25 protein-coding genes and 1 pseudogene are annotated in these 19,574 nt (G+C 70.2%); 8 read left to right on the top strand and 18 right to left on the bottom strand.

Going from position 1 to position 19,574, the window contains the following annotated elements; genetic code table 11:
* Positions 1 to 61 precede the first annotated feature (61 nt).
* On the top strand, positions 62 to 1,432 hold the full coding sequence (locus tag EPL03_RS07865; RefSeq protein ID WP_135828802.1) for an outer membrane protein assembly factor BamB family protein: 1,371 nt from the start codon (positions 62 to 64) through the stop codon (positions 1,430 to 1,432).
* Here the strand turns inward: EPL03_RS07865 and EPL03_RS07860 are convergent, their stop codons facing one another.
* Complete coding sequence (locus EPL03_RS07860) at positions 1,433 to 2,383, bottom strand: HhH-GPD family protein (protein WP_135828801.1); 951 nt, start codon at positions 2,381 to 2,383, stop codon at positions 1,433 to 1,435.
* A 62-nt stretch (positions 2,384 to 2,445) separates the two neighbouring features.
* On the bottom strand, positions 2,446 to 2,736 hold the full coding sequence (locus tag EPL03_RS07855; protein WP_210424936.1) for a YgaP family membrane protein: 291 nt from the start codon (positions 2,734 to 2,736) through the stop codon (positions 2,446 to 2,448).
* A 66-nt stretch (positions 2,737 to 2,802) separates the two neighbouring features.
* On the opposite strand from EPL03_RS07855, the gene EPL03_RS07850 reads away from it, so the two are divergent.
* The 3 genes from EPL03_RS07850 (at position 2,803) to EPL03_RS07840 (ending at position 4,556) form a co-directional block, all read left to right on the top strand.
* The gene (locus EPL03_RS07850) at positions 2,803 to 3,132 is read left to right on the top strand and encodes a hypothetical protein (RefSeq protein WP_135828800.1); all 330 of its coding nucleotides are present in this window, start codon (positions 2,803 to 2,805) and stop codon (positions 3,130 to 3,132) included.
* A gap of 100 nt (positions 3,133 to 3,232) precedes the next feature.
* On the top strand, positions 3,233 to 3,943 hold the full coding sequence (locus EPL03_RS07845) for an RNase P subunit p30 family protein (protein ID WP_135828799.1): 711 nt from the start codon (positions 3,233 to 3,235) through the stop codon (positions 3,941 to 3,943).
* Complete coding sequence (locus tag EPL03_RS07840) at positions 3,927 to 4,556, top strand: class I SAM-dependent methyltransferase (RefSeq protein WP_135828798.1); 630 nt, start codon at positions 3,927 to 3,929, stop codon at positions 4,554 to 4,556. The genes EPL03_RS07845 and EPL03_RS07840 overlap by 17 nt, the downstream gene beginning before the upstream one ends.
* Positions 4,557 to 4,581: 25 nt before the next feature.
* On the opposite strand, the gene EPL03_RS07835 is transcribed toward EPL03_RS07840, so the two are convergent.
* A complete protein-coding gene (locus tag EPL03_RS07835; protein WP_135828797.1) occupies positions 4,582 to 5,955 on the bottom strand; it encodes an MATE family efflux transporter in 1,374 nt (457 codons plus the stop codon).
* A 213-nt stretch (positions 5,956 to 6,168) separates the two neighbouring features.
* On the opposite strand from EPL03_RS07835, the gene EPL03_RS07830 reads away from it, so the two are divergent.
* Positions 6,169 to 6,642 carry a DUF7528 family protein gene (locus EPL03_RS07830; protein ID WP_244605221.1) on the top strand — a complete coding sequence of 158 codons (474 nt, stop codon included), beginning with the start codon at positions 6,169 to 6,171 and terminating at the stop codon, positions 6,640 to 6,642.
* A gap of 73 nt (positions 6,643 to 6,715) precedes the next feature.
* Here the strand turns inward: EPL03_RS07830 and EPL03_RS07825 are convergent, their stop codons facing one another.
* The 9 genes and pseudogenes from EPL03_RS07825 to EPL03_RS07785 all read right to left on the bottom strand — a co-directional run.
* Positions 6,716 to 6,868 carry a hydrogenase maturation nickel metallochaperone HypA gene (locus EPL03_RS07825; RefSeq protein WP_135828796.1) on the bottom strand — a complete coding sequence of 51 codons (153 nt, stop codon included), beginning with the start codon at positions 6,866 to 6,868 and terminating at the stop codon, positions 6,716 to 6,718.
* A gap of 93 nt (positions 6,869 to 6,961) precedes the next feature.
* The gene (locus EPL03_RS07820; protein ID WP_135828795.1) at positions 6,962 to 7,990 is read right to left on the bottom strand and encodes a phosphate signaling complex PhoU family protein; all 1,029 of its coding nucleotides are present in this window, start codon (positions 7,988 to 7,990) and stop codon (positions 6,962 to 6,964) included.
* Positions 7,991 to 8,047: 57 nt separating this feature from the next.
* Positions 8,048 to 9,205: an ATP-NAD kinase family protein gene (locus EPL03_RS07815; protein WP_135828794.1), complete on the bottom strand. Its 1,158-nt coding sequence runs from the start codon at positions 9,203 to 9,205 to the stop codon at positions 8,048 to 8,050.
* A gap of 77 nt (positions 9,206 to 9,282) precedes the next feature.
* Positions 9,283 to 9,903 (bottom strand): hypothetical protein, encoded by a 621-nt coding sequence (locus tag EPL03_RS07810; protein WP_210424935.1) that lies wholly within the window; start codon positions 9,901 to 9,903, stop codon positions 9,283 to 9,285.
* 507 nt (positions 9,904 to 10,410) lie between these two features.
* A complete protein-coding gene (locus tag EPL03_RS07805) occupies positions 10,411 to 11,100 on the bottom strand; it encodes a competence/damage-inducible protein A (protein ID WP_135828793.1) in 690 nt (229 codons plus the stop codon).
* Positions 11,101 to 11,165: 65 nt separating this feature from the next.
* A complete protein-coding gene (locus tag EPL03_RS07800) occupies positions 11,166 to 11,936 on the bottom strand; it encodes a DUF5803 family protein (protein WP_135828792.1) in 771 nt (256 codons plus the stop codon).
* An 8-nt stretch (positions 11,937 to 11,944) separates the two neighbouring features.
* A complete protein-coding gene (locus tag EPL03_RS07795) occupies positions 11,945 to 12,664 on the bottom strand; it encodes a DUF2110 family protein (RefSeq protein WP_135828791.1) in 720 nt (239 codons plus the stop codon).
* Entirely contained in the window at positions 12,665 to 13,201 is a 537-nt protein-coding gene (locus EPL03_RS07790) for a transcription factor (RefSeq protein ID WP_135828790.1), read from the bottom strand.
* Between the two features lie 667 nt (positions 13,202 to 13,868).
* A pseudogene (locus EPL03_RS07785) lies at positions 13,869 to 14,399 on the bottom strand (halocyanin domain-containing protein); the annotation flags it as partial.
* A gap of 175 nt (positions 14,400 to 14,574) precedes the next feature.
* Here EPL03_RS07785 and EPL03_RS07780 point away from each other — a divergent pair.
* Entirely contained in the window at positions 14,575 to 15,303 is a 729-nt protein-coding gene (locus EPL03_RS07780; protein WP_135829525.1) for a TOBE domain-containing protein, read from the top strand.
* Here EPL03_RS07780 and EPL03_RS07775 read toward each other — a convergent pair whose 3' ends face one another.
* The 5 genes from EPL03_RS07775 to hisA form a co-directional block, all read right to left on the bottom strand.
* A complete protein-coding gene (locus EPL03_RS07775) occupies positions 15,304 to 15,672 on the bottom strand; it encodes a hypothetical protein (RefSeq protein ID WP_135828788.1) in 369 nt (122 codons plus the stop codon).
* A 91-nt stretch (positions 15,673 to 15,763) separates the two neighbouring features.
* Positions 15,764 to 16,042, bottom strand: coding sequence for a hypothetical protein (locus EPL03_RS07770; RefSeq protein WP_135828787.1), 279 nt, complete (start codon positions 16,040 to 16,042; stop codon positions 15,764 to 15,766).
* On the bottom strand, positions 16,043 to 16,312 hold the full coding sequence (locus EPL03_RS07765; protein ID WP_135828786.1) for a ubiquitin-like small modifier protein 1: 270 nt from the start codon (positions 16,310 to 16,312) through the stop codon (positions 16,043 to 16,045). It lies immediately after the preceding gene.
* Between the two features lies 1 nt (position 16,313).
* Positions 16,314 to 16,697 (bottom strand): hypothetical protein, encoded by a 384-nt coding sequence (locus EPL03_RS07760; protein ID WP_135828785.1) that lies wholly within the window; start codon positions 16,695 to 16,697, stop codon positions 16,314 to 16,316.
* 95 nt (positions 16,698 to 16,792) lie between these two features.
* A complete protein-coding gene (gene hisA / locus EPL03_RS07755; protein ID WP_135828784.1) occupies positions 16,793 to 17,515 on the bottom strand; it encodes a 1-(5-phosphoribosyl)-5-[(5-phosphoribosylamino)methylideneamino]imidazole-4-carboxamide isomerase in 723 nt (240 codons plus the stop codon).
* A 194-nt stretch (positions 17,516 to 17,709) separates the two neighbouring features.
* On the opposite strand from hisA, the gene serB reads away from it, so the two are divergent.
* Complete coding sequence (gene serB, locus EPL03_RS07750; protein ID WP_135828783.1) at positions 17,710 to 18,348, top strand: phosphoserine phosphatase SerB; 639 nt, start codon at positions 17,710 to 17,712, stop codon at positions 18,346 to 18,348.
* Between the two features lie 68 nt (positions 18,349 to 18,416).
* On the top strand, positions 18,417 to 19,214 hold the full coding sequence (locus EPL03_RS07745; RefSeq protein ID WP_135828782.1) for a creatininase family protein: 798 nt from the start codon (positions 18,417 to 18,419) through the stop codon (positions 19,212 to 19,214).
* A gap of 100 nt (positions 19,215 to 19,314) precedes the next feature.
* Here the strand turns inward: EPL03_RS07745 and EPL03_RS07740 are convergent, their stop codons facing one another.
* A complete protein-coding gene (locus EPL03_RS07740; protein WP_135828781.1) occupies positions 19,315 to 19,572 on the bottom strand; it encodes a hypothetical protein in 258 nt (85 codons plus the stop codon).
* Positions 19,573 to 19,574 lie beyond the last annotated feature (2 nt).

Here is a 19,574-nt window from a genome sequence, read left to right as displayed (position 1 = left end):
CGTGCCGGATTCGCCCCGACCAGTAGCTATATCTCGGGATAGTGGCTCGTCGTTCGTACCGATGGACCGACGACAGTTCCTCGCCGGAGTCGGCGCGTTCGCGGCCGCCGGCTGTCTCGGCGGCGACGACCCCGCGACGACGACCTCGGGGACGACCGCCGAGACGACCACGCGCACGACCCCGACGACGCGGACGACCGAGACCACCGAGTCGACCACGACCGAGACGACGACCGAGACCACCACTGCCGAACCCGACACCGACCTCGAACGGACCTGCGACGGGAACCCCGTTCCGGAGTCGGTCTCGGCCGCGTGGCCCCAGTCGTATCTCGACGGCGCGAACACCGGCTATCGTTCGGACGGGTCGGTCCCGACCGAGAAACCCTGCGTGGCGTGGAAGCGGGAGATGCCGTCGCGGCCGCTCTACTCGACGGTCGTCACCGAGGACGTCGTTATCAAAGGCGGCAACGGGGACCACCTGCGCGCGCTCGACCGGGTGACGGGCGACCTCGCGTGGTCGACCGAAGACGCGCTGGTCGACACGCTCTCGTACGTGCGCTGGCCGCAGGTGGCCGACGGGACGGTGTACTTCTCGGCGCACAACGGTCGGACGAGCGACAAGCACGTCTACGCGCTCGACGCCGCGACGGGCGAGTCCCGGTGGGACGTCACCCTCGACGACGGGTCGGCCATCAAGACCGGATTCAGCCTCGCGAACGGTCACGTGTATCTGGCGGCGGCGACCGAGGAGCCGACGGTCTACGCGCTGGCTCCCGAGGACGGGTCGGTCGCGTGGCGGACGACGCTGTCTTCCGCCGAGGTCAGGGTCGCCGGCGTCCCGTTCGGCGTCGACGACGAACTCCTCTGTGTCCCGACCGGACAGGCCGACTCGGGACCGGGCGGCGTCCACGCGCTCGACCCCGAGACCGGCGAGAAGCTGTGGGTCGCCGACGTGGGCAGCGTCGAGTCCGCGCCCACGCTCGGCGACGACCGGGTGTACGTCACCCGAAACTCGGACTACCCCCTCCGGGCGCTCGACAAGGACACCGGCGAGGTCGTCTGGCGGTTCGAGACGCTCAACGGGACCGACGGCTCGCCGGTGCTCGCCGACGGCTCGGTCTACTACGGGACCGGCGACGGGGAGGTCTACCGGCTCGACGCCGAGTCGGGCGACCCCGAGTGGAAGTACGAGACGGAAACGCGCATCTTCAACGCCTCTCCGACCGTCGTCGGCGACACCGTGTTGGTCGGCGGCGACGACAACGGCGGCGAGCCGGGCCTGCACGCCATCGACCGGAGCGACGGGACTCGCCGGTGGAAGTTCCGGACCGGAACCAACGTCCCCGGCGACGCGGCGGTCGTCGGCGGCGTCGTCTACGTCTCCATCGGGAGCTACGACGCCCAGCCGTACACGCTGGCGCTGGCCTGACTATCGGCGGAGTCGCGCCGTGACTCCTCCTCTCTGGTCGTCCCCGTCGCGTTCCTCGACGCTGACGAGTCCGTCGTCTTCGAGGTCGCTCAGGAGGCCTTCGAGCCACTCCCGGCCGTACTCCCCGTCGGGCGCGTAGTCGACCCGGACGCGAGGGCCGAGCGTCGACAGCGGGAGTTCGTCGTACTCTTTCAGGACCGAGACGATTCGGCCCCGCATCTGCCGGCGGCTCCCCTCGAACTCGGGCTGGGTCGGCACGTCCGGAGCCGTGAAGTCGCCGGTCGCGTACGCGCTGCACCACTCGCGCCACGGACAGCCCGCCGAATCGCACTTGGGCGACTGCTCGCAGGCCACGCCGCCGAGTTCCATGATGGCGTTGTTCCAGACCCGGGACTCGCCCGCCGGCATCAACTCGCTCGCGGCCTCCTCGAAGGCCGAATCGTCGTCCGGCACGTCGAAGGCCCGATACAGTACGCGCTTGACGTTGGTGTCGACCACCGCGTCGCCGTCGTTGAACGCGAACGAGGCGACCGCGTTGGCGGTGTAGGGCCCGACGCCCATGAGATTTTGAAGCTCGTCCGGCGTCTCGGGGAACTCCCCGCCGTACTCCGCTACGACCTGTTCGGCGGCCTCGTGGAGGTACTTCGCGCGGTTGTTGTAGCCGAGGCTGTGGTCGGTCCAGAACCCCACCACGTCCGCGCGGTCGGCGTCGGCCAGCGCCTCGGGCGTCGGCCACCGGTCGAGGAACGCCTCCCACGCCTCCACGATGCGACCCAACTGGGTCTGCTGGCTCATCACCTCCGAGACCAGAATCTCGTAGGCGTCGTCGGTCTCGCGCCACGGGAACGACCGGTGGTCGGCCTCGTACCACGAGACGAGGGCGTCGCGGACCGCCGGCAGGTCGTCGGGGAGTGCGGGAGACGGACCGTCGTCCGCGTCGGCGTCGCTCATCGCCTCGCGGTAGGGGCGACGCGGATAAAGAGGCGGTGGTTCGGGTCGTTCGACCGACCGCGCTACTGGAGCGCCTTCTCCCGAACCTCGCGGGCCGCATCGCCGAGGTCCTCCGACTGTCCGTACGTGTTCCGGCCCATCGCGCTGTTCGCGGGACAGGTCTGGGTCAGCCCGGTGACGGTGAGCATCGCGCCGACAGCGAACGCGGCCGCCGTGAGCGCGGGGCCGAGCCTTCGCTCGCCGCCCATCGACGCTATCGCGGCGACGACGAGCGCCGGACCGAGCGTGATTCGAATCCCCTGGTCGAGTCCGCCGACGTTCTTCTCCATCTGAATCCCCACGGGTGAAACCACGCCCGACTACTTGAAGACTCGTGGCGGGTCGAAAGGCGTTTCCCGCCCGCGCCCGAGCGTCCGGGCATGAGCCTCGACGACCTGCAGGAAGACGTGGAGTCGGAGTACGCCGACCTCGGCGACGAGGTGGCGGTGTCGCTCGACCGCGAGACCCGAAACGAACTGGCCATGTTGAACGCCGCGTTCGACCCCGAGGGGACCGACGAACTCCTCCGACGCGGGATTCACGCGCTGTTCCGGACGGCCGTGGAGACGGGCAACCTCGATTTCCACCTCCGGAGCGAGTACGACGCGACCTACGACGAGTACCTCTCGGGGATGAGCTTCGAGGAGATGACCGGCGGGAACCAGTTCCCCCAGCAACAGCAGAACGACGACCGGCGGTATCAGTTCTAGTCGTCCGGCGTCCCGTCGACGAAGGACAACGCCCAAACCGGACGGCCGAGAAGCCACGACCGACGATTCCGTCTCGACCTCTCGACGAACCATCCAAACTATGCCACGCTACGAGAGCGTCCACGCCCATCCGGACGGCGACAGCACCGTCGCGCGCATGGCCGCCACCGCCGCCGAGTACGAGTTCGACGGCGTAGTGGTGCGCAACCACAGCGACGCGCGCGCCGACTACGACGCCGAGCGCGTCGCCGACGAGTACGGCGTGGACGTGGTCGAGGCAATCGAGTTGCGGGCGGACGACCCCGAGGTCGCGGCCGGCCACGTCGGCAACTACCGACCGAAGGTCACGATTCTCGCGGTCCACGGCGGGACGAACGCGCTCAATCGCTTCGCGGTCGAACACGAGCGCGTCGACGTACTCGCACACCCGATGGCCGGCCGAGGCGACTTCAATCACGTGCTGGCGAAGGCGGCGGCCGAGAACGGCGTCCGGGTGGAGTTCGACTTCTCGCGCGTCCTCCGGGCCGACGGCGGGCCGCGCGTGCAGGCGATTCAGGACCTCCGAAAGCTCCGGGAAATCGTGACCCACTACGACGCGCCGTTCGTGGTCAGCGCCCGCCCGACCAGCCACCTTCAGTTGCGCGCGCCCCGCGAACTGGTCGCCGTGGGGGAGTCGGTTGGCTTCTCGGCGGACCAGATTCGACGCGGCCTCCGGGAGTGGGCCGACCTCGCCGAGCGCAACCGCGAGCGCCGCTCCGACGAGTTCATTGGCCCGGGAGTCAAACGCGGCAGGTATGAAACGGAGTCTTGAGGACCACGCCGCGCGCTTCGACGAAGTGGCCGGCGAGTACGACGACAGCCAGAACGACACCGACGAGTACCGCGCCTGCGTCTCGCTGGTGGTCGAGCATGCCGACCCCGACGCCGACGAAACCGTGGTGGACCTCGGCACCGGCACGGGAGCCATCGCGCTCGCGCTCGCCGACGACGCCGGCGAGGTACTCGGCCGGGACATCAGCGAGGGGATGATGGAGAAGGCCCGCGAGAAGGCCGCAGAGCAGGGCATCGAGAACGTCGAGTTCGACGAGGGGCGCTTCCGCGAGCCGAACGTCGCCGAGGACCGCGCGGTCGACGTGGTGGTGTCGAACTTCGCGATGCACCACCTGAGCGACGCGGAGAAGCGCGAGGCCATCGAAGCGATTGCCGAGCTTGGACCGCGGACGTTCGTCCTCGGCGACGTGATGTTCTTCGGGACGCCCGACCCCGACGAGCCCTTTTATAGTCCGGAGGTCGACGACCCTTCGACGGTGGGGCATCTGGCGGACGCGCTGACGGACGCTGGTTTTGCTTTGACTGCGGTGGAGCGGGTCCACGAGCAGGTCGGCGTGCTGGTGGCCGAGCGCGCCAGGTCGCCACAGGAGTAGCGCTCTTCCGCGCTGTAGCGTCCGTTCAATCCGAAGCTTCCGCCCGCTCGGCCATCATCTCGCCCGCCTTCTCGGCCCAGTCGCCCCACCAGAACCCGGCGGCGACTCCGACCGCCCACCACGCGTACGACAGCCCGAGGCCGACGTAGACGCCCCAGAGGCCGTAGTCCAGCACGACGCCGAACAGGTACGAGAAGCCCAGCGTGAAGCCGAGGGTCCCGCTCAGCCGGGCGTAGAACGGCGTCCGGGTGTCGCCCGCGCCCCGGAGGCTCCCGGCGATGGGGGAGAACACGCCGAACGACAGCATCGAGACGCCGAATACGCGGGTGAAGTCCGCAGCGTAGCCCAGGGTGGCGGCGTCGCTCGTGAACACCCGGGCGATGGGTTCGGCTCCGAAGAACAGGACGCCGCCGGCCACGCCCAGCGTGAGCACGCCCAGCGCCGTGATGGCGAGCCCCGAGAAGCGCGCGCCCTCGGGGTCGCCCTCGCCGAGCGTCTGGCCGACCACGATGCTCGCGACCGTGCTGTACGACCGGTAGAGCGGACCGCTGACCTGCTGGTAGATGCGCCGCCCGATGTGGTAGGCGGCGTTGACCTCCGTCCCGAAGGTCAACAGCAGGGCGTTGAACGGGAAGTTCGCGAGCGAGGTGCTCATCCCCTCGGCGAAGGTGGGGAGGCTCACCGAGACGAGCTGGCGCGTGACCGTCAGGCTCCGGGGACGCGCGAACGAGAGGTCGGTCCGGCGGCTCCGGATTGCCAGCGACATCGCCGCCGCCTCGAACGTGCGGCTCACCGCCGTCGCGACGCCGACGCCCACGATGGCGAGGTTCGGCAACGGGCCCACGCCCAGCCCCAGTCCGACGGTCGCGCCGATGTTGAGGAGGTTCGCGGAGCCGTTGACCAGCATCGGCGTGCGGGTGTCGCCGGTGCCCTGCAGCGACCGGGAGGCGACGAGGCCGACGATGCGCATCGGCGCGGCCGCGAACACGATAGCGAGGTACTGCCCGCCCTGCCGGACGACCGCCGGTTCGGCACCCAGAACTTGGATGAGCCACGGGGAAATCGTGAGTCCGACGACTATCAGGGGCAGCCCTATCAGGAATCCTATCAGGAACGCCTGCGTGATGGCGCGGTTGCGGGTCGCCTCGTCGCCGCGCCCGGTGTCCTGGCTGGAGAGCGCGATCGCGCCCGTCCCGAGCCCCAGTCCCGCCCGCAGGGGAATCTGGGCGTAGAGGTCCGCGAGGCCGACCGCCGCCACCGCCGCCGGCGAGAACAGGCCCGTGACCACGACGTCGACCGTCCGCATCAGCGTGTTGAGCGTCTGCTGGACGGCGATGGGCCACGACAACGAGAGGGTCCGCCGCCAGATGGCGAGCACGCGCTTGCGGACGTCGGCCATACATTCCCGGGAAGGTCCATCGCCCGGATTAGCGTGTCGGTCCCGGTCGTCTGCGAGGGGTTTTCGCCGCACTCGGCGGCCAGCTCGACCGACCGCGCAGCATCGAGCGGCGGCGAAACCGTTTTAACCCCGGCACTGCCACGTACGGACGCATGACACGGAGTGTAGACGCTCCTGATCGAGTTCTTCTCGGGCGATGAGACATCGGTTTCGGTGCGACGAGACGGCGAATCGATAGTGCTGGCGGTCGACGGCCGCGATCACGAACTAACCAGCGACGAGGCCGCCGACCTGCAGGACGCGGTCGGCGAGGCGCTGACCCAGCGCCGGGAGTTCTTCCGGACCGAAGGCGTCCACCGCGCGGACGGCAGCTACGAGGTCGCACGCCGGGGCGCCGACTCGGCGGGCAACTCGAAGGTGTTCGAGGGCTTCGGGGCCCTGCGCCGGCTGTTCGACCGCCTGCCGGCGGCGTTCGGAGCCGAGGACGTCGGCCGAGCCGGCATCACCGGCTCCCGACGGCACATGCTGGTGCGCCACTTCGCCGAGCATCCCGCGTTCGACTGCGGTATCGCGAGCCGGAATCCCCTGACCGCCGAGAAGACCGGCGACCACGGGTCCGTCGAGGAGGCGGTCGCGTCCGACGAACCGACGGCGGCCGAAGACGCCGAGGTGGTGAGTGCGGACTGACCGGGAGACGGCCCGCTCGCTATCGACCCCGGCGCGTTAGCTCGTCTGACCGCCTTCCGACGGCCTCGCCGGGCTACGAGTCCGGAGCCATGTCGAACCCCTCCACTTCCTTGACGTCCTCGGACCCGCAGTTCGGACACTCACCGAGCGGTTCGTCGAACCGCTCGCCGCAGTCTGTAGGCTCCAGTGCGACGCCCCGGCTCGGCGTCGGGGACGAGGACGTCACTGACGAGTCGACGAGGCTCGTGGACGAATCCCCGGCGTCGGGGTAGAACGCGGTCGTTGGCGGGCCGAGAGCGCCGACCCGGTCCGTCCCCAGCTACTTGATGGTGGTGTGCTCGCTCTCCTCGTTCAGCGCGAGGTTCGCGGCGATCTCGGCGTTCCGCATGGCGTACTGGGCGGTCTGCTGGAGGCTGACCAGCACCTCGCGGACCGCCAGCAGCGCGTCGTTGTCCATCTCGGGCAGGTCCGACAGGATGTCGCTCTCGCGGTCGCCGATCTCGTGGAACAGCGCCCGCACTTCCAGGGTGGTGTCGTAGTCGCGCTCGACGGCGGCCTTGACCGCCAGCGCCGTGATCTCGTCGACCTGGTCGGTGAACTCCCGGATGCGCCGCATCGTCGCGCCGTCCACGTCGAGGGTGTGGCCCTCGGCGTCGAGCGCGATCTCGGCGATGTCCTCGGCGTTGTCGGCGGTGAGTTCGAGGTTCTTCGCGATGGAGCGATAGCCGATGAGCGGGAAGCCAGTGTCGAGGTCCACCGCGCGGGCCAGCGTGGGGTTCTGGTAGGCGGTGAAGATGAGCCGGAGCAGCAGGACGAATATCTTGTTGGCCTGTCGCTCCCGATTCAGGGCGCGCTCGGCGAGGTCGGGGTTGCCGTGGGCCAGCGCCTTGACCGCCTCGCCGCGCATGGTCGAACCGGTGTTTTCGAGGCGTTCGAGCAGGTTGTCGAGGCTGAAGTCCTCGGGGTCGACCGAACACCTGATGGCGATGCTGTCGGGAGTCTCCTCGACGACGCCCAGTCCCATGAGCTGGGTCTCGGCCTTGTACACCGCGTTGATGATGGCGCTGTCGAGGGCCTCCTCGCTCCGGACGTGGATGACTCGCCGCCCGAGGACGTACTGGGAGACGATGGCGCGCTCGACCGCGCCGGCGTCGAGCTCCTCGGCGTGGATGACGGCCTCGGACTCCTCGGTCTGGGTGGACTCGGGCAGGACCGTCAGCGTTCCCTTGCCGCCCATCCGGAGCGAGACCTCGTCGCCTTTCTCGACGTTGTTCTCCGAGGCCCACTCGGCCGGCAGGGTCATCGCCAGCGTCGAGGGCCCGAGCCGCTGTACCTTGCGGGTTTCCATGTTGGAACAGTGGGTGACCGACTACCTTAAGCCTGACTAAGGGACCATTATTGTGCCTTAAACTACCTTCATCATCCGGCGCTCGAACCGACCGACCCGGACCTTGTGCCAGCCCCGCAACGACTCGTCGACCGCCTCGTCGCCCGTGTCGACCCGGAGGACGCCCAGCCCGTCGAGCTTTCGCTTCGAGGCGACGATCTCGACGTCGCACCGCCGGAGGACCGCGGGCGAGAGCTGGTCGTTGCCACGGCCGAAGACGAACCCCTGCCCGCCGATGGGCGACACCACGACGACGTTCCGGTCGCCCAGCGCGTCCAGAATCTCGTCGGCGCTGGCGTCCGCGACCAGCACCTCGCCGCCGTCCGACGAGCCGCCGGTCGCACTACTTCCGGAGACCCCGCGCCACACGTCGACGCCGAGCGGCGACCCGTCGAACCCGAGTTCGGCCTTCACCGCGCCGACGGTGCCGCCCGGCCCGAGGACGTAGGTCCCGCCCGCGTCCGCGCGAGCGTCCTCGGCCACGCCGGCCGCGAGGCTCTCGACGGTGCCGCCGCCGACCTGCTTGCTCGACTGGAGGTCCTCGGCGACCGGCACCTCGGCCAGCGCCTTCAGGTCGGCGCGGACCTCGCCCTCGCGGTAGGCGTCCTCGTCGATGTCGTTGACCTCGCGGGTCTCGGTCCGGTCGAAGTCGGCGGCCACCCGGCCGGCCGCCTCGGGCGACACCGCGAACACCGCCGAGTACACCTTCACGCCCGCCGGCACGCCGAGCATCGGCACGTCGGCGTCGAGGTGATCGAGCGTCTCGGCCACGTCGACCGCGGTGCCGTCGCCGCCGACGAACAGAACGAGGTCGACGCCTTCCTCGACGAACCGCCGGACGGCTTCGCGGGTGTCCTCGGCGGTGGTCTCGCTCCCTGACGATTCGTCGATCGTCGGCGACCCGACCGGGTCGCCGACGACCTCGGGGTCGAAGCCGGCCTCGCGGGCCTCGTCCGCGCCCATCCGGCCGCCGTAGGTCAGAAGCTCGACGGCGGCGTCGCCCCCGCGCTGGCTCGTGCGCTCGCGGAGTGCGCGCAGCGCCTCGGTCGCCCGGTCGGGCGCGCGCGGCTCCGCCCCGCGCTCGCGGGCCTCCGCGACCTTCCCGTCAGTGCCTTTCAGTCCCACTCGGCCGCCCATTCCGGCGACGGGGTTGACGACCACGCCGATGCGTCGCATACCACGAACTACGCGGGTCCGGTGCAAAAACCGTCCGATACCGAAAAAAGCGCCGCGCCGGGTGCGGCCCCAGTGGGTCAGTACGACTGCGGGAACTGCTGGCCCTGCGACTGTTGGCCTATGCCCTGCTGGCCCATTCCGCCCTGCTGGTCCATCCCGCCCTGCTGCGTCTGCTGGGCCATCTCCTGGAACCCCTGCTGGTGCTGGCCGCCGATGGACGTCAGCAGTTGGTTCGTCGACTCGATGGCCTGGTCGACCGCGTGCAGAGTCTCCTGGACGTGTGGTGACTGCTGGTACTGTTCGAGTATCGGCAGCCCCTCGTGGGCGACCCGGAGGAACGTCTCGGCTAGTTCCGGCCCGTTGATGGAGTCGCGGGCGATGAGCTTCTCGTTCAGTTCCGCCAGGTCCGCGAGGTCGTTACACAGGCGAGCGCACTCGGCCATCTGCGGGCCGCTCTCGATGCATCTGTCGGCGCACCACGCGGCGATCTCGCCCACGCGGTCGAACGCTTCGAGCGCCTCGTTGAGTTCGGGCGTCAGCTCGGACTCGAACTGCTGGCCGACCTGCTGGTGGGTCTGCTGGTGGGACGTCCCTGCCCCGCCGAACTGTTGGCTCCCTACCTGACCGCCAATCTGCTGGCCGCCCATTCCGCCCTGACCGCCCATCTGCTGGCCGCCCATTCCGCTCGACTGCCCCATGGGTTGCTGCGTGCCGCCCGTCGTTTTACCGCCGTACGATTCCTGACCGACGCGTCCCGCTGGCTGTTGGTTCTGCCGTGACATTGGTACTCTCCCGCCGCGTCGGTCGCCCGCTCGGTGCGACCGGCGCGGACACGACGGCGTTCGCCGGAACGACGCATAAACCGGGTCGACTGTTGGCGACCGTTCATCCGCGCAACGTAGTGTTTCGTCCCCGAGCGGGTCGAAAAAACGAGTCTCGGCTCGGAAACGAACGTCCGGTAGGCCGACGTTTCCCGACCGTTCGCTGTTTCAACCCGGGATTTCGCCCGACGACGGCGCGAGGTCCGGGGCGGCTTGGCAAGCGTTAAGGGACCCGCTCCGGAACCTCCGGGTATGTTCGTACTCGCAGAATCCGCGTCGGTCCCGGCCAACGCCGCAGGTATCGTCGTCGGCGGACTCGGCATCCTGCTGGTCGTCGCGTGGCTGGTCTACTTCTACCGGTAGCTCGGCCCGCCGGACGCCGGGTCACTCCGCCGAGTCGACTCGCTCGCGCAGCCACGCCGACGCGCGGTCGAGTTCGTCCTCGTCGGTACTCCGAAGCTTGAGCCGGACGTGGTCGCCGGGGTAGCTCCCGACGGTCACGTCGAACCGAGCCCGGAGGTCGGCCAGCCGGTCTATCAGCGCGCTCTCGGGCTCGTCGGCCGCCACGACCCGGACGTGGCGGCGGTCGCCCGAGAACTCGTCGGCGACCGACTCGAACATCGCGTGCATCTCCTCGGGGACGCCCGGCAGGACGTAGACGCCCTCGACCACACAACCCGGTGCCACGCCCACCTCGTTGGGGAGCAGCCGCGACCCCTTCGGCAGGTGGGCCGTCCCCTCCGCGAGGTCAGCGTGCGTGTAGCCGCCCTGCTCGGCGAGCCACGCCACGGCCTCGTCGTGTTCCTCGACCGGGACGCCGACGGCCGCCGCGACGCCCTCCATGGTGCGGTCGTCGTGGGTCGGCCCGAGCCCGCCGGTGACGACGACGGCGTCGTGCTCGGCGCGGAGTTCGTTGACCACGCGGGCGACGTCGGCCTCCCTGTCGGGCACCACCGCGACGTGCTCGACGCTCGCGCCCCGGTCGGTCAGGCGCTCGCCCAGCCACGCGGCGTTGGTGTTTACGGTGTCGCCCCTCAGCAGTTCGTCGCCGACGGTGACCAGCGCTACTCGCATGACCGTCCGTAGCGGTCACGCGACCAAAAAGCGAGCGCTCTCCCGGCGGGGTCGTTCGGCCGCGACTACCCCATCCCGGGCGGCGGCCCCTGGTCGAACTCGTCGTCGCCCGTGTCGACGTCCAGTCCCATCTCCTCGCGCCGGCGTTCGAGCTCCCGAATCTGGAGCCGGACGTAGCCCAGTCCGACGAGGCCGACGACGAGGGCCGCGGCGACGACGCCGCCGAAGATGGTGAGGTCCCGCGCGAGGTAGAACCGAACCACGAGGCTGTCGCTGGTCACCGAACCCCACCGCAGGTGGGTCCGGCCGTCCCGCAGCTCCCGGTCGTCGGCGTTCGGCCGGACCTGACTCAGTATCGGGGCCCCGACCCGCATCCCGTCGGGCAGGACGACCTCGTACGAGCCCTCGACGTAGACGGGCGTGGTGAACGTCTTGCCCCGATGGGGCGCGGTGTACGCCAACGTCCCGTCCTCGGCCGGGAGTTCGAAAAGCGTCTGGTCGTCCTGTCGGTGCACGCGCTCCTGGCCCAGCGCGACCACGGTGCCGTTCGGATAGCGGAACCGGACCGTCCCGACCTCGACCGGCCCCTCCTCACCGAACGACTGGCGCTGGTGGACCGCGAGCTCCGACCGGTTCGTGAAGTCGTAGGTTGCGACGTACTCGCCGCTGGTGACGTTGAGGTGGACGTCGGCGGTGGTGTCCCAGTCGTAGGTCGCGTTCTCGTCGCCCGTCAACTGCTCGTCGCTTATCTCGCCGGGGCCGAACATGCCCATACACCCGGCGGTCAGCGACAGGAGCGCGAGCGACGCGACCGCGAGCAGGAGTCGTCGATTCATGGGAACCGTCAGGGGATGACGCAACGAATCTCGGCCGGCAGGTAGTCGCCGACCGCCGCCAGCAGTCCCGGCGGGTCGGTCTCGTCCTTGCAGACGACGCTCTGCTCTAACAGGCCGAGTCGTTCGACCGTCACGATGTCCCGAGCGTGACCCGCGCGGTTGACCGTCGCGCGCACCTCGCCCCGGGTGGCGCTGTTGACGTTCACCCGGCCCGAGCCCCGCGTCCACTCGTAGAGGCGGTCGCGCTCGGCGTCGGCGAGTCGGTGGGAACCGCCGTCCTCGTCGGCGTCGCCGTCCGCATGCCCGTCGTCTACATCGGCCTGGTCACCGTAGACGAACCGAAGCGGCATGTGCTGGACGAGGCCGAACCGCTCGACGATCTGGATCGGCGTCCCCTGTCCGAGTCCGAGCTCGCTCGCCCGAATCCGGACTCGCTCGCCCGCGTCGAGGACGAACCCCTCCTCGTCCCAGCCTTCGAGCGTGCCGACGTAGGTCTCGCCGGCCTCGAACTCCGGGGTTATCTCGCCGTACTCCTCGCGGAGCAGGTTTCGCGCGACCACCTCGTCGTCGCCCTCCAGCGTGACCGTGGCGAACTCGTCGTGGCGCACGCCCACCGTGTACTCGACCTCGAGGTCGCCGACCGCGTTGTCCGCGAGCGACCGGAGCGCGTCGAGCGCGCGTTCGCGGGCCTCGCCCTGTACGTACACCTTGGTTGCGAGGACGACCATCTATGCCTCGGCCTCTTCGAGCTGCTCGACGTTGAGTTCCTCGCGCAACTGCTCGATGCGGTGCTCCATCGCGTCGACGAGCCGGCTGTTCTCCATCGACTCCAGGGGCGAGCCACACTCGGGACACTCGAAGCCGAAGTCCATCGCCTCGCCGAACTCGAACCGAATCGAACACACCTCACACAGGTAGAACTCGTGCTGGTGTTCGTACTCCTGACGGTTTTCGAGCGCGTCCAGCAGCCGGTGCATCTCCGCTTCGAGGTTGTCCGGGATGTTCTCGTACTGGAACGTCCAGAGGTAGGTGAGCCAGCCCGAGTCCTCGTCGCGGAGCCGGCGATAGGTCGCCAGGTCGTTCTCGTAGAGGATGAACAGCGCGCGGCGCACGTCGTTGAGTTCGAGGTCGAGCTCCTCGGCGAGCTCCTCGTCGGTGACCTCGCCGTCCGGCGGCGCGGCCGCGACCGGCATCCCCTTGGGACCGACCAGCTCGTGAAGATACTTCTGGATTACCGGGTCTTCGAGGAGGTCCTCAAAAGCCATTGTGTTCAAGTGGGGCGTTCGACCGTTTAAAACCATCGGAGCGACCACCTCGGCACCGTTCGGCGGGCACTCGACTGCTTCCGCGCGGTCGAGCCCGATTTCGAGACGTTCGGCAACCACGACTTCGAGTCCGGACCGCTCGGGGAGATAGTCGCCGAGTCGCCCCAGCAGCGGCTCACCGCGAACGTCTACCGGGACGCCGCCGCGACCCGCCGGTTCGCCGACCGCCGTGGTCGACGGGCTCCCCTACGTCGGCGCGCGCCAGTTCGTCTGGTCTACGTCGGCGCGCGCTGGCGCGAGTTCAGCTCGCGCCAACCTGCGCGGGGCCTGCGCGCGCTTCGCTTGCGCAGACCCCGGCGGACGCGGATTGTCCGCCGGCGGACTGAACGGGCGAGGCGGGGTCATGCGAACGACGCGCGCGCCGGGGGGTTCGAGGCTGTGGGTACGGTTCCGGAGATAGAGAGCGTTCGAGGTTTCGCCACCGGTTTTGCAGTCGTCGTCTCAGAATACGCCGGAGACGTTCGGAGACGTGGTTGCAGTGCCCGCGCCGACGACGGGGACGGGTCGAGGTCCCGGCCTACGCCTCGCGGCGCTTCGAGCGCTGGTCGGCCAACGGGAGGCCGAACAGTCCCGCCACGATGGCTCCCGCGAACCCGAGCGTGAGCAGTTCGGTGAGGCTCCGCCCGCCCGACGCCGACGCGGCGGCCGCCGGCGCGTCGGCGGCCGCGTCCTCGCCGACCACGACCGCGCCCTTCATCCCCATCGCCTTGTGGGGCGTGCAGGCGTACTTGCTCACGCCCGCCTGCTCGAAGGTGTACTCGAAGGTGTGGCCCGTGTCGCCGACCAGTTCGCTGCTGAACGCACCGCTCTCGGCGACCACGTCGTGACTGCCGCCCTTGCCGGTCCACTCCCAGACTACCGTCGTTCCGGGCGCGATGCGGACCGCAGCCGGGCCGAAGGCGAAGTTACCGTCGTTGCCCTGCGCACCAACCTCGATCGTCACCTCGGACTCGTCGGTCCGGTCGACCACGCCGTCGTAGTTGCTCACACCGTCGAACCACCCGTCGAAGGCCGACTGGGCCGTCACGGGTGCGGTCGCGCCGGTGCCGGCGACCGCGACGCCGGCGACGCCCGCCGCGCCCTTCAGGAACGTTCGTCGCTCGATGCCGTCGCCGGAGCGGAGCGTGTGGGAGGTCATCTGTATCCGGAGGTTCCCGCCGATGGGGGATATAAACCCGCTCACGTTCTCGACCGACGAGAGTCGGGCCGAACGGGTTCGGCCCGGGAACGACCTCCGCCCGGAACGAGGCCCCCGACGCCGGCCGGTCGCGGCCGACCCAACGACTTTGGAACTCCCCCGCCTCCCGGACCACATGGACGCCGGATTCGAGGCCCACCTCCGGACCGACGGCGTGCGGTTCGACGCCGCCGACGCCGAGCTCCTCCGGACCATCGACGAGGCGGGGTCGCTCAACCGGGCCGCCGACGCGCTCGGGCGGTCGTACTCGCGGGCCCACCAGCGGCTCACCGACCTCGAAGAATCGGTCGGCCCGCTGGTGGTCCGCCAGCGCGGCGGGTCGGGCGGCGGCGGGAGCCGACTCACCGACGACGCCCGCGACCTGCTGGCGCGCTTCGAGCGCCTCCGCGCGGAGTTCACCGGAACCGCGCGGGTCGAGGAGACGGTGCTGTCGGGACGGGTCGGAGCCCGCGAAGGCGAACTCGTGAGCGTCGACACCCCCGCCGGTCGGGTCCGGGCGCTGGCCCCGGAATCGAACAGTGGCCGAAGCGACGATGCCACCGGGACGACGCCGGACGGGACCCCGGTGCAGGTCGCGGTCCGCGCGGACGCGGTGACCCTCCACGACCCGACGGACGCGCCGGCCGAAGCGGCCACCAGCGCTCGCAATCGGTTCGCGGGCGTCGTCGTCGGCCTCGACCGCGGCGAGGCGGTCGCGCGCGTCCTCGTGGACGTGGGCGCGGACGAGGGCGTCGCGGCGCTGGTCACGGCGTCGAGCGTCGAGCAGTTGGGCCTACAGGAGGGCGTCGACGTGGTGGCCTCGTTCAAGGCGACCGCCACGCGGGCGAGCCACCGGGAGGCGTAGTTAGGGGTCAGACGCGCTCACGACGACCGCCTCGCGGACGTCAAGCGCGGCCTCGAACTCCGATTCGCGGCCCTCACGCCGGCCGACCCGAAGCAGTTGCTCGGCGTGGGCGCGGGCGACCGCCTCGCGCGCCCGCTCGCTCCAGCCGAGGTCCTCGCCCACCTCGACCCAGAACCCGGTCGGGGCGAGGAATATGTCCCGGACGTCGTCGGCGTGGACGCGCTCGTAGCGCCGCCGCAACTCGTCGGTCCGGGGGTCGAGTTCGCGGCGCGCCTCGGCCACGAGGTCCGGGACGCGCCGGCCGGGGACGCTGGCCTTCGCGGCGGTGAGCACGAGCACTTGTCCTTCCACGGGGTTGTCCTCGGTCATCGGGGCCTCCGTCCCGGAACTGCAGCCGGCGAGCGCCGGCAAGTCCACCGCGCCGCGCGCCGGCGGGTGAGCGCGACCGAATCAGTCGGGGTCACCCGCCCGCCCGCATGGCTTTCCGCGAGAACCTCGCGACGAGGTCGTCGAGGACCGCCTCGTCGCCCTCGAACACCACCGTCACCTCGGTCAGCGTCAGCGAGGGGCCGACGCCGACTTTCTCGGAGCTGAGGGTGGCGCGCCAGTCGTCGGCCACGACCGCCGGCTGTTGGGCGTCCCCGCCGTCGTCCGCGTCCCGGACGCGCCCGCCGAGGTTCGTCAGGTAGTGGCGCGCCAGTCGCTCGGAGATGCCCCGGTAGGACCGCTCGACGCGCATCTATCCCCCTGCGACCGGCGGGAAGACGCTCAGGACGTCGCCGTCGTCGAGCGGCGTGTCGAGGCCCTCGAGGTGGACGACGTCCGTGCCGTTCTTCATGATGGACAGTTGGGGCCGGAGGTCGCCGTCCTCGAACAGGTCCATGTCGTACTCGTCGGCGAGGTCGGCGAGCACGTCCCCGACCGTGGTCCCCTCGGGGCACTCGCGCTCGACCGTCTTCTGCCCGACCGCCTCCCGGAAGTTGGCGAAAAAGCGCAGTTCCAGCGCCATCCTATCGCCCCGGCCGGATGCCGTCGCTGACCATGCGGGCGTGACGTTCGCGGTCGATGCGGTCGCTCAGGTCCCCGTGGTCGTACAGCTGGCGCATCAACGCGGCCATCAGGTCGCGCCACGCCATCGCGTAGATGGGCGACTGGCCCCACGCGCGCAACTCGGCCACGAAGTCGTCGTACTGCTCCCACCGCCCCTCGAAGCGTTCGAGCGCGTCGACCACCGCGCCGGCCGCGTCGTCGTCGCTCTCGGCGTCCTCGATGGCGCGGTTGAGGCGTCGTTGCCAGCCCGCGACCGCCTCGCGCATGTCGCGGGCGGCGTCCTCGCCGTCGGCCGGCAGCGACTCCACGATGGGGTCGGGGACGGACAGCGTCAGTTCGTCCATGTCCGGCCCTTGGCCGCCATCGCCCAAATACCTACGGCACCGCGGGGCGAGGCCACCCGTCCCGAACCGACTCGACGCCACCCGCCGCGAGCCCGCTACGCCGACTTCGCCTCGGCCAGCGTGAACTCCCCCTCGTAGAGCGCGGTGCCGACGACCACGGCGGCGGCCCCGGCGTCCCGGAGCGCCCGCACGTCGTCGAGCGAGGCGACCCCGCCCGACGCCACCACCGGGATCTCGACCGCCTCGACCACCTCGCGCACGCGGTCGGTCTGGACGCCCGCGAGCCGGCCCTCGACGTCGACGTCGGTGAACAGAATCGCGGCCGCGCCCAGCTCCTCGTAGCGCGCGGCAGCCTCGGCGGGGTCGAGGCCCGTGCCCTCGGTCCACCCCGAGACGACGACCTCGCCGTCCTTGGCGTCGAGACTGACCACCACCGAATCGGGATGCGTCTCGGATATCTCCGCGACGACGTCGGGATTCTCGACCGCCGCGGTCCCGAGGATGACGCGGTCCACGCCGCGTTCGAGCAGGGCGGTCGCGTCCGAGACCGACCGGATGCCGCCGCCGAGTTGCACGTCCGCGTCGACCGCGTCGAGGACCGACTCGACGGCCGGCGCGTTCGCACGCTCGCCGTCGAACGCGCCGTCGAGGTCCACGAGGTGGAGGGTCTGTGCGCCCCGCTCGACCCACTGCTCGGCGGCCGCGACCGGGTCGCCGTAGGTCTTCTCGGTGCCGCGCTCGCCCTGCACCAGTTGCACGACCTCGCCGTCCTGCACGTCCACGGCGGGGACGACCTCGAACTCGGGAAAGTGGCTCATCGAGTGTGGGTTGAGGCGGCGGCGGTCTAAATCTCCCGGACCCGTCAGGGCTCGCCGACTGGTCGGGTCGGGCCGTTCGCTCGCCGGTTCCCCCTCGGCGTCGGCGGGTTCGCCGCGACGGGCGCGAGAACGCGGCTCCCGCGTCACCTGCGCCATCCGGTCGTTTCAAGCCCCCGGCCGCCGAATCCGCAGGCATGTCACTGGTCGCGTTCGACTTCGACGGCACGCTCTCGGACTCGGAGATGACGGTCCTGCTCGGCGAGCGCAACGGAGTGGCCGACGAGATGGCCGAGATCACCGAGCGCGCGATGAACGACGAGATAAGCTACGCCAGGAGCTTGCGCGACCGGGCCGCCCTGCTGGAGGGACTTGCGGTCGAGGACGCCGAGGCGGCGTTCGACGAGGTCGAACTCCGTCCCGACGCCGGGACCGTCGTCCGGGAGTTGAACGACGCGGGCGTGACGACTGCCGTCCTGACCGGCGGCTTCGAGCGCGGCGTCGAGCGCGCGTTGGAGGCGGAAGGCGTCTCGGTCGACGCCATCGTCGCAAACCGCCTCCCCGTCGAAGACGGCCGCCTGACCGGCGAGGTCGAGGGGCCGCTCATCGAGGGCACGAAAGACGACGCGCTCGAACGCCTCGCGGGCGAGCGCGGGATTCCCATCGGCGACACCGTCGCGGTCGGCGACGGCGCGAACGACCTGCCGATGCTGGAGGTGGCCGGCCTCGCGGTCGGGTTCGTCCCCAAACCTGCGGTCCGGCCCGCCTGCGACGTGGTGGTCGCCACGATGGAGCGCCTCCGCGACGTACTCGACGAGGAAGGCCTGTTGGGCTGAGCGGGGTCCGGGAGTCGTGAGCGCGGCGACGGGCAAGACCTTTGTCGATTCGCTCCCCGGATGCCGATATGTACGTCGCAGACCAGACGTGGCCGGAACTGGGCGATTACGTGGCCGAGGAGTCGCTGGCGGTCGTGCCGCTCGGGTCGACCGAGCAGCACGGCCCGCACCTCCCGCTGTCGACCGACCACGCCATCGCGGAGGGGTTGGCGCGCGAAGCGACCGACCGGACGGGCTACCTCTGTACGCCCACCGTCAACGTCGGCGTGAGCGTCCACCACAAGCAGTTCCACGGCACGATGTGGGCCGACCCGCCAGAGTTCCGCGACTACGTCGAGAGCTTCTCGCGGAATCTGGCGTACCACGGCATCGACCGCATCGTCTACGTCAACGCCCACGGCGGCAACCAGACCCACCTCCGGGAGGTGGGCCGCCGACTGCGCGAGGACGAGGTGGCCTACGCGGTCGAGTGGATGTGGGACGAGTCGATTCCGGAGCTCGTGGACGACCTGTTCGAGACCAACGGTCCCCACGGCGGTCCCAAGGAGACGTCGATGATGCTGCACCTGGACCCCGAGAACGTGAAGACCGAGAAGCTGGAGGACGCCCGCGACGGCGGCCTCGTGGACTGGGCCGACAGCGGCGAGGCGTACGTCCACGGCGCGCGCGACTTCTACGACTCCATCGACAACACCGACAACGGCGTGCTGGGCGACCAGACCGACGCCACGCCCGAGAAGGGCGAACGGCTGTTCGAGGCCGCGAGCGACCAGCTCGTGAAGCTGCTGGAGTGGCTCGACGACCGGCGGTTCGAGGACCTGCTGGCGAAACCGCACGTCGACCCCCAGCCCGGCAGTCGGCGGTAGCGCGTCGCCGCCCAAGTCGGCCGGCGACGCGAGGGCGGCCCTCGCGGGGCTGGCCGGGTCGGACGCTCCTCGGTCGAGACGAACCGGCGGAAACGCGGCGTTACTCGTCGCTCCACACTCGACGGGCCAGCCGCGTCCGTCGGTAGTTTGCGACGTGATACCGCGTGAGCATCACCGAGAAGGCGACCGCCAACACGGTGAACGCCGCGATGAAGACCAGCGACGCCTCGTGGAGATAGCCGTTTATCAGTTGCAACAGTCCGAACGCCGGCAGGCCGAAGGTGAAGATGCCGGTCCGCACCGGAAAGTCGCTCGCCATCCGCACGAATGCGTCCCGTTCGTCGGTTCCCTCGTTCATTG

Origin of the sequence: Halorussus halobius, from assembly GCF_004765805.1 — an archaeon.
GTDB lineage: Archaea > Halobacteriota > Halobacteria > Halobacteriales > Haladaptataceae > Halorussus > Halorussus halobius.
Note: the sequence above shows the minus strand (reverse complement) of the source record. Positions and strands in the feature narration are given on the sequence as shown.